The 11893-nt window shown below is 44.4% G+C and carries 11 protein-coding genes; 5 read left to right on the top strand and 6 right to left on the bottom strand.

Translation table 11 applies throughout. The features are described from left to right. Positions 1-92: 92 nt before the first annotated feature. Positions 93-254 carry a hypothetical protein gene (locus DSM107010_RS38685; RefSeq protein ID WP_158631850.1) on the bottom strand — a complete coding sequence of 54 codons (162 nt, stop codon included), beginning with the start codon at positions 252-254 and terminating at the stop codon, positions 93-95. 80 nt (positions 255-334) lie between these two features. On the opposite strand from DSM107010_RS38685, the gene DSM107010_RS23175 reads away from it, so the two are divergent. Further along, the gene (locus DSM107010_RS23175) at positions 335-2368 is read left to right on the top strand and encodes a serine/threonine-protein kinase (protein ID WP_015153964.1); all 2034 of its coding nucleotides are present in this window, start codon (positions 335-337) and stop codon (positions 2366-2368) included. Positions 2369-2439: 71 nt separating this feature from the next. Further along, positions 2440-4269 carry an FAD-dependent oxidoreductase gene (locus DSM107010_RS23170; protein WP_106167769.1) on the top strand — a complete coding sequence of 610 codons (1830 nt, stop codon included), beginning with the start codon at positions 2440-2442 and terminating at the stop codon, positions 4267-4269. Here DSM107010_RS23170 and DSM107010_RS23165 read toward each other — a convergent pair. Then, positions 4266-5069 carry a TIGR00297 family protein gene (locus DSM107010_RS23165; protein WP_106167768.1) on the bottom strand — a complete coding sequence of 268 codons (804 nt, stop codon included), beginning with the start codon at positions 5067-5069 and terminating at the stop codon, positions 4266-4268. The two genes, DSM107010_RS23170 and DSM107010_RS23165, sit on opposite strands and share 4 nt — an antisense overlap. Before the next feature lie 60 nt (positions 5070-5129). Here DSM107010_RS23165 and DSM107010_RS23160 point away from each other — a divergent pair, with 60 nt between their 5' ends. Next, on the top strand, positions 5130-5561 hold the full coding sequence (locus tag DSM107010_RS23160; protein ID WP_106167767.1) for a VOC family protein: 432 nt from the start codon (positions 5130-5132) through the stop codon (positions 5559-5561). Between the two features lie 104 nt (positions 5562-5665). Here DSM107010_RS23160 and DSM107010_RS23155 read toward each other — a convergent pair whose 3' ends face one another. The 3 genes from DSM107010_RS23155 to DSM107010_RS23145 all read right to left on the bottom strand — a co-directional run bounded on the left by DSM107010_RS23155 (position 5666) and on the right by DSM107010_RS23145 (position 7765). After that, a complete protein-coding gene (locus tag DSM107010_RS23155) occupies positions 5666-6025 on the bottom strand; it encodes a hypothetical protein (RefSeq protein WP_146138674.1) in 360 nt (119 codons plus the stop codon). 163 nt (positions 6026-6188) lie between these two features. Beyond that, a complete protein-coding gene (gene gloA2 / locus DSM107010_RS23150; RefSeq protein WP_106167765.1) occupies positions 6189-6575 on the bottom strand; it encodes an SMU1112c/YaeR family gloxylase I-like metalloprotein in 387 nt (128 codons plus the stop codon). A 245-nt stretch (positions 6576-6820) separates the two neighbouring features. Continuing rightward, positions 6821-7765: a tetratricopeptide repeat protein gene (locus DSM107010_RS23145; RefSeq protein ID WP_106167764.1), complete on the bottom strand. Its 945-nt coding sequence runs from the start codon at positions 7763-7765 to the stop codon at positions 6821-6823. Positions 7766-7859: 94 nt separating this feature from the next. On the opposite strand from DSM107010_RS23145, the gene DSM107010_RS23140 reads away from it, so the two are divergent. Next, on the top strand, positions 7860-9116 hold the full coding sequence (locus tag DSM107010_RS23140; RefSeq protein WP_127024041.1) for a glycoside hydrolase family 10-like protein: 1257 nt from the start codon (positions 7860-7862) through the stop codon (positions 9114-9116). A 436-nt stretch (positions 9117-9552) separates the two neighbouring features. Beyond that, positions 9553-10785, top strand: coding sequence for a glycosyltransferase (locus tag DSM107010_RS23135; RefSeq protein ID WP_241994313.1), 1233 nt, complete (start codon positions 9553-9555; stop codon positions 10783-10785). Positions 10786-10828: 43 nt separating this feature from the next. Here the strand turns inward: DSM107010_RS23135 and DSM107010_RS23130 are convergent, their stop codons facing one another. Beyond that, positions 10829-11803, bottom strand: coding sequence for an FTR1 family iron permease (locus tag DSM107010_RS23130; RefSeq protein WP_015153973.1), 975 nt, complete (start codon positions 11801-11803; stop codon positions 10829-10831). Between the last annotated feature and the right edge of the window lie 90 nt (positions 11804-11893).

The following is an 11893-nucleotide window of genomic DNA, read 5'->3' as shown; positions in this document are numbered from 1 at the left end:
AGAATGTAGCAGTTATCAGTTATCAGTGAAGAAGGGGTGTAGGGTGTGGGGTGTGGGGTGTAGTGGATTGTTAACTGGTAACAGGTCACTGGTCACTGCTTCCTTGTCTCCCTTGTCTCCCTTGTCCCCCTTGTCTCCCTTGTCTCCCTTGTCCCCCAGCGACTCCCAACTCCCGACTTCTTATCACAAGCTAGAATCATTTTGGAACCGTGATGAGATTTGGTTATGTTACGGCGATCGACAGAGAGATTCATCGCCAGAACCGCCAGCTATCGCTATGATTAACTAACACTAAAAACGCCCAATCATTGCCACTGCTTTTGCAACTGCCACAATGCTAGGTGAAATTATCAAAGGGCAATACCAGATCGTCCAAATCCTTAGTAGTAGCGATTACTGTCAGACCTATCTGGCACAAGATCTCGTTACCCCCTCACCGCAAGCATGTATTGTCAAACATCTCTTGCCTGGACCATCCGGTCGCACTAGCTCCCTGTCTTCTCTACGGCGTGTATTTACTCGTGAAGTCGCAGCGCTAGAAAAATTGAGTACTTATTCCCAAGTACCGCAATTGTTAAACTATTTCGAGCTAGATCAACAATTTTATCTGGTATTAGAATACATTCACGGACAGCCACTGAATCGAGTTTTGGCTCCAGGAGTACGCTGGAGTGAAACCCAAGTCATCGATTTTTTACAGGAAGTCCTTACTATTCTAGAAGTGATTCACGCCCACGGGCTAATTCACCGCGATATTAAACCCAGTAACTTAATTCAGCGTGACAGCGACGGCAAGTTGGTACTGATCGATTTTGGGTCGGTCAAGCAGGCATGGACGCAAGTTGTCACTGCCGCAGGACAAACCAATGCCAACTTTGCTATGGGAATTCCAGCGACAATGGCGATCGGCACGCCAGGCTATATGCCCAGCGAACAAAGCCGAGGTCGTCCTCGCCCGAATAGCGACATTTATGCCTTGGGAATGATTGCGATCCAAGCGTTGACTGGAATGCAACCAACAATGCTTCTAGAAGATGCCGACAGTGGGGAAGTCATTTGGCAACATCTCACAAATGTCACTCTAGCTTTGGGATCGATTTTGAATCAAATGGTACGCTACCATTTCACCGAGCGCTACCAATCAGCAACTGAAGTCCTAGCGGATCTCCAACCACTCCTACCAACAGCAGCACTGTCACAACCAACACCTATCTCAAGAAGTTCTGCCCCAAATTCTGCCTCAACTGCTCCAAATTCTAGTAGTCATCATGCATCGGCGGTGAATGGATCGGGAACGAAGTCGAGAAGAACATCAACTGGAGGGCAGCAACAGATAGCGCTATGGTTGGGGATGGCAATTGGCATTACTTCGGCGCTGGGATTAATTCTAGGCTTGTATTACGCTCTTCGACCAGGATCGAAGGCTGTGCCACCGATCGCGCCACCTAAAGCACAATTTGCCGCGATCGCCTCGAATCGGCTTTCCGATCGCTATACGTTGACTCAAACTTTAACCGGACACACAGATTCAGTATGGGCGATCGCTGTCAGCCAAGATGGACGTACGTTGGTCAGTGGTAGTGCAGATAAAACGATTAAGGTATGGGATCTACAAACTAGAGAATTACAGCGCACGCTTACCGGACATACAGATACAGTACGGGCGATCGCTCTGAGTCAAGATGGACAAATTTTGGTGAGCGGTGGCGGCGAAAAAACGGTACGGCTGTGGAATATCACAACAGGCAGACCCTTGGGAAGGCTGCTCGGACATGGGGGACCTGTATGGACTGTTGCCATCAGTCAAGACGGACAAACGCTTTTTAGTGCGGGAGAAGATGGAACCGTCAAGCTGTGGAACGCCCAGAACGGACAACTGCATCGCACGCTCCCAGCACACGATCGCCGGGTGTTTTCCTTGGCTGTAAGTCCTAACGGGCAAACTTTTGCTACTGGCAGCATCGATCGCACGATTAAGTTATGGGATTTAGCTACAGGAAGACTACTACGCACGCTGACCGGGCATACTGATGCAGTCAGGGCAATTACCTTTAGCCCCGACGGACAACATCTGGCTAGCACGAGTTGGGATAAAACCGTGAAGATTTGGAACTGGCGAACTGGAGAGCAACTACAAACGCTGGCAGAACACGAGCATAGAACTGTTGCGATTGCTTACGGTCATGATGGTAATACCCTAATGAGTGCAAGCCTCGATCGCACGATCAAAATTTGGCAGCCGCAATCGGGACAACTCCTACACGATCTACTAGCTCACACCGACTGGGTATTAGCGATCGTGCCTAGCCCCAGAGGTCAAACCTTAGTTAGCAGCAGCAAAGATCGGACAATCAAAATTTGGGAATAGCAAGTTGTCATTGGTCATTGGCAAATTATAAGTTCTTCCCTACTCCCTGCTCCCTACTCCCTAATGACTGAATGAATTCTCAATTTCATACCGATGTCCTAGTCGTTGGCGGTGGTACTGGCGGTACGGCTGCGGCAATCCAAGCAGCGCGCTCTGGTGCAAAAACAATGCTGGTCAGTGAATTTCCTTGGTTAGGAGGTATGCTGACATCAGCTGGGGTATCGGTTCCTGATGGTAACGAATTAGAAGCATGGCAAACAGGCTTGTGGGGAGCATTTTTGCGGGAATTGCAGCAATGCCAGCCGGAAGGATTAGACCATAGCTGGGTGAGCTTTTTTAGCTTCGACCCGCGTATAGGAGCGCAGATTTTTGCTCGATGGGTACAAGAATTGCCTAACTTGAATTGGCTGGTGGGACAAGTACCGCAAGCCGTTTTACGCCAAGGCGATCGCATTTTTGGGGTAGAATTTGCAGAGTTTACAGTTACTGCCGAAATTACCATTGATGCTACGGAGTTAGGGGATTTATTGGCTTTAGCCGAGATTCCGTACCGTTGGGGTTGGGAATGGCGATCGCAATGGGGAGAACCCAGCGCCCCAATTGCTCCAAACGAGCTAACGACAAAATACCCAGTTCAAGCGCCCACTTGGGTAGGACTCATGCAAGATTTTGGGGACGCGATCGCTCCCGTTATTCTCCCACCACCGTCATACAATCCAGAAATATTTGCTGGAGCCTGGGAAAGTTACGGAGCCGAACAATTTCTTGACTACGGGCGTTTACCAGGCAATTTATTCATGCTCAATTGGCCCATCTGCGGCAACGACTACGGCGAAGGTTTAGACCGGCTAGTTACCTCCACCACGGCTAGATCTGAGTTTCTGCAAGAAAGTTTGTGGCATACGCAGGGCTTCTTACACTATATTCAAACCCAACTTGGAAGGCGATATGGTTTGGCTGAAGGTGTATTTCCTTCCTATGCCAATCGTGTAGGGGCGTACAGTCGTGCGCCCCTACACCACAGTGGTGCATACGCTCTTCACCCTTACTACCGCGAGAGTCGGCGCGTTGTTGGCATGGCTACGGTGCGGGAACAGGATATTTTACCCTTAGCTGAAGGTCGAGTCGCTGCTTTACCAGTCGCTAGTACAGATAAAGTCAACGCGATCGCAATTGGTAACTATGCCAACGACCACCACTACCCGGGTTTCGATTTTCCCCTACGATCGAAATCCATTCGCTGGGGAGGGCGCTGGACGGGAACGCCTTTTACCATACCCTATCATTGTCTAATTCCGGCAGCGATCGACGGCTTCTTAGCGTGTGAACAGAATATTTCTGTCTCTCACATTGCCAATGGTGCGACGCGCTTGCAGCCAGTGGTGATGAATCTCGGACAGGCTGCTGGAATGGCAGCAGCCATGTGTATTTCTAGGGGTTGTCAGCCGCGAGAATTACCCGTAAGAGACGTACAAGAAGCTCTATTACAAGAGCCGCACTGTCCAGCGGCGATCGTGCCTTTATTCAACTCATCACCCGCATCTCCTGACTGGTTAGAATGGCAACGCTACTACCTCGATCGCCCAGAGGAGTATCCTGCTAGCGGGAATCATTGGGGTAAGAAAGGACAGGGGGACAAGGGAGCAACTACCAATGACCTATTACCCATTACCCATTACTCTGGCACTTTTCATCGTCGGGACGTGCAAGACTATACATTGACTATATCCACACCTGAAGAATTACAGGGACACGATTGGACGCTGGTAACTTTGCGATCGCCCATTGACGAAAAACTAGAAACCTATCCAGATAACCAACCAATCGCGGTTTACGGGCGGTTGAACCATGCAGGTAGATGGTTGTTGGTAGAAGAAATTGAGCCGATAGTCAACCATTAACCATTAACTAACAATTGCCAAATTAAAGCGAGCAATATCGCTGCGATCGCCCCAATTAACGTATTCAAAAAATTGACCACATCATGAGTCAGCCAACGGACTTTACCTTCTACCGTTGCGCCAATTAAGCTTTCAATATTAGTGGCAATAAAGGCAGCGATGACACACCAGAGTATGCCTCGTAAATCGATTAAACCGAGTCCCCAAGCTAGCATGGCGATCGCTACCGAACCCGCTACACCAGCCAACGTCCCCTCTAGGCTGACAGCCCCTTCCGTTCCTCTTGCCACAGGTTGTAGAGTCGTAATTAAAAATGTCCTCTGACCGTAAGCTTTTCCAACTTCAGTGGCACAGGTATCGGAAAGTTTGGTGCTGAAACTTGCGACAAAACCTAATAATAGTAGAGACACAATCGGACTCGAATGAGCCACAAAGGTAGTCGCGTTAGCGAAGCTTAACGAATTTATCGCGATTCCTACTGCACACAGTGCCCCCGTCAATGCCGAACTCCAGACATTTTCTGGACCCCTCGCACCAGAACGCTTTTCTGCAATTCCTTCTGCTTCCTTTTGTGCCATACCGATGTATGTCACAGCAGAACCAACGAGAAAATAGAACACGACAACTAATTCACCCTGCCAACCTACACTCAAGTACAAGAGAACACCCAAGAACAAAGCGTGCAATAGCCCAGCCGGAGTTAGCAATTTTTTGGGAGCAATCCAGGCTATACCTAATAAAACTGTATGCACCCCGACAGCAACTAGTACGGAATTGAGGAACGATGAGCTTGAAAGCATCAAGGATAAGTTATTAGTCATCTGAATTTTGCCAGAATCTTAAAAAATTGCGGGTTGTATATGAATCAAACCATTTTTCATCTTGCCTTTCCCATCACCGACATTGCCCCGACAAAAGCCTTCTATATCGATGGTTTGGGTTGCATTCCCGGTCGTGAAACTCCCCATGCTTTGATTTTAAATCTTTACGGGCATCAGCTAGTAGCTCATATGACTAAAGAACCTCTGGCTCCACAGCGTGGTGTCTATCCCAGACACTTTGGTTTAATTTTTTCCTCTAAATTGGAATGGGAAAATTTATTAGAGCGATCGCAACAACAGCAACTTAAATTTAGAGAAACACCCAAACAGCGCTTTGTTGACTCTCCCCTAGAACACTACACGTTTTTCCTAGAAGATCCATTTTATAATCTAATAGAAGTTAAATATTATCGTAACTTGGAAGCTATTTTTGGTAGTTACAACAGCGCTCCCATCGGAGATTTAGTTTAAAACTTATACTCATTCACAAACAAGTTTTTTCAACTTAAAGCTAACTAAATTTTGCACTGTGAACTGCTCCCTGACAACAATTTTAAAATTTTGACTTTTAACTTTTAACTTTTGACTTTTGACTGCGGTGCTTCTAATCGCACATTTCTCCCGCTATTATCAGTACGATAAATCCATTTTTGGCTACCGTCCGACACCACAACCCGCCAACCTTCAACGATCGCCTGCGAGCAAATTTCTTCCGGTTGAGCTAGTCCCAAACAACCATCAGACCAACTTTCGCGACTGTATTTAGTCACTTTTAGTTTCTCTGGAGGAAGATTTTGCTGCTGAGACAAATCGGCAATGACAGCTTTAACGACTTTAGGAGGCACGCGATCGCTTTGACCACTCGCGCCTGTATTTTCAGCAATCTGACTCGGTGCAGCTACAGCACTAGAAATAAAATTAACGCTAAAACACAAAAATAAACTACAAGTCAAAACCAGAGTTAAAAAACTCCTTGTTGATAGACAAAATTTAAAACAATCAATTGTCCTATAGTCCGCATGCGCGGACTTCGTTTGTGTAGCCGCCAATTTTATTCGTCTCATATTCGTTAGATCTTCTTTAAGAGGAACAAACATATTAATTTTCATACAGTTCTAGTGGTAAATTATCTGGGTCTTGAAAAAAAGTAAAACGTTTACCGGTAATTTCGTCTATTCTAATATCTTCTACCTGCACTCTCTGAGCAGTTAGCTCCGTAACAGCGCGATCGAGATCCTCAACAGCAAAAGCTAAATGCCTCAATCCACAAGCTTCCGGTTTACTCGGTCTTGACGGCGGCGTGGGAAAAGAAAATAATTCAATTTGAACTGTATCGCTGACTCTTAAATCTAATTTATAAGAATTTCTCGCCGCCCTAAATGTTTCTTCAATAATCGAAAATCCTAAAATTTCTGTATAGAATTTCTTCGATCGCTCGTAGTCAGAACAAATAATTGCAACGTGATGGACACCTGTAACGTGCATAGATCGGCAAGGAGATAACTGTAAAGGCGCACAACCATGCGCCCATATACTAAGTTATCAAATAATAACTATTAACCTTATTCTTAACCCTCGCAGGCGGGTTTTGCCTGTGTAGTCGCGACTTACAGTCGCCCCTATACAGATTCGATCGCGGTTTTCAATTGGATGCAATACACGTCTGGTAGGGGCGCACAGAGAAAGCGCCCCTACAAATGTCATCCACACAATCGAGAATTGCTATGAGATCAACCAACAACCAATCTTTGAAACTGTCGATCGCGCCGCAACTCATCCCATCCCGCATCAGCCATTGCTTTTTCTCTATACTCTCTTGGATTGAGATAGATCGCTTGTTGTAAATTTGCCAAAGCCAAATCGGTATCTCCTGCGGCTGCAAAACAGCAAGCACGATTGTAGAAAGCATCGCCGAAGTCTGGCTTGTATTTAGAACCTGGATTATGGCTGGCGATCGCCTTTTCGTAGCGTAGGCGGACGGACTGTAACCGATCCAAACAGTTACACCATAAATTATCCAGAGAATACCAGAAGTCTTGCGGCTCGGCAATCTCTACCTCATTTGCTCCGTTTTGTTGCCAACCCCGATTGTATCGGTGCATATACTGCATTGCTCGGTCGTAGCTAAAAATTGCTTCTCTGTACAATCCCAATTCTTGCAACGCCAGACCTCGATGATACCAAACCTGATAGCGTAAATTGCGATGATATGTTTTTGTATATTTGAGCGATTCGTCGTAATTGGCGATCGCCTGTTTATAACGCCCTAAGTGATGTAATGCCAAACCTCGATGATACCAGACTCGATAGGGAAATCCTTTGTAGTAATCTCTAGCACAATCTAAAGCTTTATCGTAACTCGCGATCGCCTCTCGATAGCGTTTTAACTCAAATAATAATAAACCTCGGTTAAACCAAGTAAAACCGTATCCTGGCAAACGTCCGAGAAAGCGATCGCAAGCCGCGATCGCTTCTTGATAGCGTTTTAATTTACATAGATAAAAGCTGCGCTCTCGTAAAGGAATATATCGCCATTCTTTTAGTACAGCCGCTATATAGAAATAGATCGATGGAAATGCAACGAGGGATAGCAGAAAATTTTTCGTCACAATGCCAAATACGAATGTTGCTACAAGTATCCCCAGGAGTAAGGCTAGCAGAACTATAACTTGCATAAACCAATAGAATCAGCAAAATTCCTTTAAGAGTTCTGACAGATAGCTTTCCCCATACTGTAGAATTTGCCGTCAGTAGGTTCACTTAATCAAGATGCGCCGGAAATTTTTTGCTCCCCTAGCGATCGCCCTGTTCAGCATAGCGGCGATCCTATGCTTCTCTTCTGTAACTCTCATAGCCTCGCCAACTCCTCCCAAACCCAATTCAAACTCTGCCGAAATTAGGGGAGTATGGCTGACGAATATTGATAGTGACGTGTTATTTAAACGCGATCGCCTCAGTCAAGCAATCCAAACCTTACATCGATTAAATTTTAATACTATCTATCCGACGATTTGGAACTGGGGATACACGTTGTATCCTAGCTCAGTTGCTGCAAACACCATCGGGCGATCGCTCGATCCCACGCCTGGATTACAAGGACGAGATATCTTACAAGAAATTATCCAGCAAAGACATCAACAAAATGCTTTTCAGGGCGATCGACAACGCATGGGAGTCATTCCCTGGTTTGAATTTGGTTTTATGGCTCCTGCTGATTCCCAGTTGGCAAAACGCCACCCTCAGTGGCTAACTCGTAGGCGAAATAATCAGGAAATTTGGTTAGAAGGTAAACACAAACGAGTCTGGCTTAATCCTTTTCATCCTGAAGTACAGCAGTTTATTCAAAGTTTAATTTTAGAAGTTGTGACGAAATACGATATAGACGGAATTCAATTTGACGATCATTTCGGTTTACCTTCAGAATTTGGCTACGATCCATTTACCGTGAATTTATATCAACAAGAACATCAGGGAAAAAAGCCACCTAGCGATCCCCAAGATTCCGAATGGCTGCGCTGGCGTGCTGATAAGATTACGGCTTTTTTGAAACAGGTATTTCAAGCAGTCAAGCAACAGAAACCGAATTGCATAATTTCAATTGCGCCCAATCCTCAAAGAGTTTCCTACGACCTTTTTCTTGCAGATTGGGCAGATTGGGACAGACAGGGATTGGTTGAAGAATTAGTTTTACAAGTCTATCGCAACGATCTCAAAGTATTTCTAAGCGAATTACAATACCCAGAAGTGCAAGCAGCACGAAAACACATTCCAGTAGGAATTGGAATTTTATCAGGCTTAAAAGGTAAATACGTTCCGTGGGGGCAAATTCAAAATCAAGTTCAAGTTGCTCGCAGACATAACTTTGCAGGAGTTTCTTTCTTTTTCTATGAAACTTTATGGAATTTAGCCAAAGAATCTCCAAAAAAACGTCAGTTGGGATTTCAAAAAATATTTTCCCTTCCTGTAAATAGACCAAATACTTTAGTGGGATGGCAACCAGAAAAACTCGCTAGAAATGCTTTGTAAAGTAGTTTCTATTATTTTAGCCGATACACAATTGCGATCCCCCAACCCCTTTAAAAAGAGGCATTTATTCCCCATTGAAAAAGTTGTGTTCTTCAAATAACTTAAAAAAGAGCTATCTATTCCCCCCTTTTTAACGGGGGTAGGGGGGATCGATATTTCTAACTTCAAACACGTAATTCCTTGACTTTTTATAGCAGTTTTCAGTCACATGAGGTACACAGATCTGTAGGGGCGCACAGCTGTGCGCCCCTACAAATGTAATGCATTAGAATTGGAATTGCTATATATCGCTCAGTAGTTTCACTAATGCCAGATTAGTGAAATATTTGCTATAGAGATAGAGCAATTTATTAGATTGAATTAAATATAAAGTTTGCCTAGAAGCTGAAAATGGGCAAACTGAAATAGTCATGAAACATGAAAAATATACAAAACTATGATAAAAAAACGCAATTTGATGCTATTCGACCTTTCTATTTTTGGTCATCATGCAGCATACATTAAATATCTCATACAATATTGGGGCGATCGCCAGTTAGCAGATAGACTCGACGTAGTTGTATCACCAATGTTTCTTGAAAAACACGCTGATGTTGTCGGTCTCGTTAACGAATATAATCAAAATAATATTCAAATAGTAGCGATCTCCGCCGCAGAAGACGCTGCGCTCAATTCTCGAAATTCCAAGTTAAAGCGTGCTTGGCGCAATTTTCAAGAATGGCAAATACTTTGTCGATATGCTAAGTCTTTAAACGCTAGCGAGTGTCTGATTATGTATTTAGATACTTGTCAAATTCCACTAGCTCTAGGATTCAAGTCACCTTGCAAATTATCTGGAATATATTTCAAGCCAACTTTTCACTATAGCGACTTTAGTAGCTACGTACCTTATAGAAAAAGTTTTCTGCAACAACATTGGGAAAAAACTGTCATAGCACGGATGCTAAAGCATCCACAATTGAAGACTCTCTTCTGTCTCGATCCCTTCGTCATCAAACATTTGGATCGATTGAATTCTCATGTAGCAGCCGTACATTTACCAGATCCAGTCCAAGTCGATCGCCATGTTTCTGAAATCATACAGCCAGACCTTCTCAAAACAAAATTAAGTATTGATGCTAATCGGCAAATATTTCTTCTGTTTGGTTCGTTTGAAGCCGAACGTAAAGGAGTGTATCAAACGCTGGAAGCGATATCGCAGTTGCCATCAAATCTTAGCGCACAGATCTGTCTTTTAATTGTCGGCAATGCATATCCGCCAGAGCAAGCAGCCATCCAGTCACAAATTGAGCGAGTTCAGCAGTCACACCCCGTACAAATTCTGACACGGTTTGAATATATTTCTGAAGATACCGTACAAGCATATTTTCAACTTGCTGATGTCGTATTAGCCCCATATCAACATCATATTGGTATGAGTGGCATTTTACTATTAGCTGCCGCAGTCCAAAAACCAGTTCTCAGTTCCAACTACGGTTTAATGGGAGAAATGGTTAAACGCTATCAGCTAGGGTTAGGTGTAGACTCCGCGATACCAAGTGAAATTGCTCAAGGATTAATTCGATTTGTGACTGACGCTACAAGTTTAGGCGATCGCAATAGCATGAAACAGTTTGCCGAGCAAAATACTGCCGAGGAATATGCCAAGGTAATTTTTCAGTACGTGTAAGATTTCATAATTGTAGGGTGTGTTATTTAACGCACTCTATTAGTTAAGTTTCCTTGCTACCAGAACTAATAGACTGATGAGTTGTAGCAGACTCTGATTTTGGCTTACTTACACCCATGCCTAAACTGCGAAAATAAATCCCACCTACAGTCACTAAAAACGCTACATAAGATATTGCCTGGACTAAAAATAGGTCGTCTCGATAGCCAAATAAAGCTTTTAAGATTACGCCAGGAAATTGCTCGTCTGGTAAAATTTTCGAGGTATTCCATACTCTTGGTCCCAAAATACACGAGGGATTGCGGGTGAAGCGTTCGTAATAAAAACACAGACTTTCTGACTGTCGATTCAATTTGGCAAGAGTAGCAATAGCAGTATCAAAATGTGCCAGTGCAGAAACAACTAACCCCGCCACGATTAGCAATAATAGAACGCCCATGATTTGAAAAAATAGGCGAATGTTAATTTTTACGCCCCACTTAAATAACAAAAATCCGATCGCGATCGCACTCACTAAACCACCAATTGCCCCAATCGCCGGAAAAAAACCTTGTTGAAAATTGGCAGCAATAAATAAGACGGTTTCAAACCCTTCTCGCAGTACGGCAATGAAAATTAAGCTAAAAACGCCCCAACCCGCACCATTGTTCTGTTTGAGCGCCGCCGTCACCGTCCCTTCCACTTCCGCCTTCAAAAACCGCGCCTGACGAGTCATCCAAATCAGCATCCAACTAAGCATAGCGATCGCGATAACGCTGAAGACTCCTTCCATCAGTGGCTCTACCACTGGAGTATATTCAGGATTTATTGAACCTACAGCTTGAATGATGGCACTGAATAACAAACCCACCAACGCACTCGCAGCGATTCCAACTCCAACACCAGCATAAACCCAGGAGTTGAGTTTGCTCTGTTTGGCTTTCTTGAGCAAAGCCAAAACTATCCCCACGACGAGGGCTGCTTCTACTCCCTCCCGCAGAGTAATGACAAAAGTAGGTAGAGCGGCACTAAAATTCATTGGATTTTCTAAGTAATTTTATCCAGATAATTTCACAAAATCACTGATTGTTAATAGTCAATAGTTAATTGTTTGCAACTACAAACCATC

Source organism: Chroococcidiopsis cubana SAG 39.79 (assembly GCF_003991895.1).
Lineage (GTDB): Bacteria > Cyanobacteriota > Cyanobacteriia > Cyanobacteriales > Chroococcidiopsidaceae > Chroococcidiopsis > Chroococcidiopsis thermalis.
Note: the sequence above shows the minus strand (reverse complement) of the source record. Positions and strands in the feature narration are given on the sequence as shown.

Excerpts from the sequence above, each read along its gene's own strand:
- DSM107010_RS38685 (WP_158631850.1), bottom strand. The coding sequence starts at position 254 with ATGAATCTCTCTGTCGATCGCCGTAACATAACCAAATCTCATCACGGT.
- DSM107010_RS23175 (WP_015153964.1), top strand. The coding sequence starts at position 335 with ATGCTAGGTGAAATTATCAAAGGGCAATACCAGATCGTCCAAATCCTT.
- DSM107010_RS23170 (WP_106167769.1), top strand. The coding sequence starts at position 2,440 with ATGAATTCTCAATTTCATACCGATGTCCTAGTCGTTGGCGGTGGTACT.
- DSM107010_RS23165 (WP_106167768.1), bottom strand. The coding sequence starts at position 5,069 with ATGCTTTCAAGCTCATCGTTCCTCAATTCCGTACTAGTTGCTGTCGGG.
- DSM107010_RS23160 (WP_106167767.1), top strand. The coding sequence starts at position 5,130 with ATGAATCAAACCATTTTTCATCTTGCCTTTCCCATCACCGACATTGCC.
- gloA2 (WP_106167765.1), bottom strand. The coding sequence starts at position 6,575 with ATGCACGTTACAGGTGTCCATCACGTTGCAATTATTTGTTCTGACTAC.
- DSM107010_RS23145 (WP_106167764.1), bottom strand. The coding sequence starts at position 7,765 with ATGCAAGTTATAGTTCTGCTAGCCTTACTCCTGGGGATACTTGTAGCA.
- DSM107010_RS23140 (WP_127024041.1), top strand. The coding sequence starts at position 7,860 with ATGCGCCGGAAATTTTTTGCTCCCCTAGCGATCGCCCTGTTCAGCATA.
- DSM107010_RS23135 (WP_241994313.1), top strand. The coding sequence starts at position 9,553 with ATGATAAAAAAACGCAATTTGATGCTATTCGACCTTTCTATTTTTGGT.
- DSM107010_RS23130 (WP_015153973.1), bottom strand. The coding sequence starts at position 11,803 with ATGAATTTTAGTGCCGCTCTACCTACTTTTGTCATTACTCTGCGGGAG.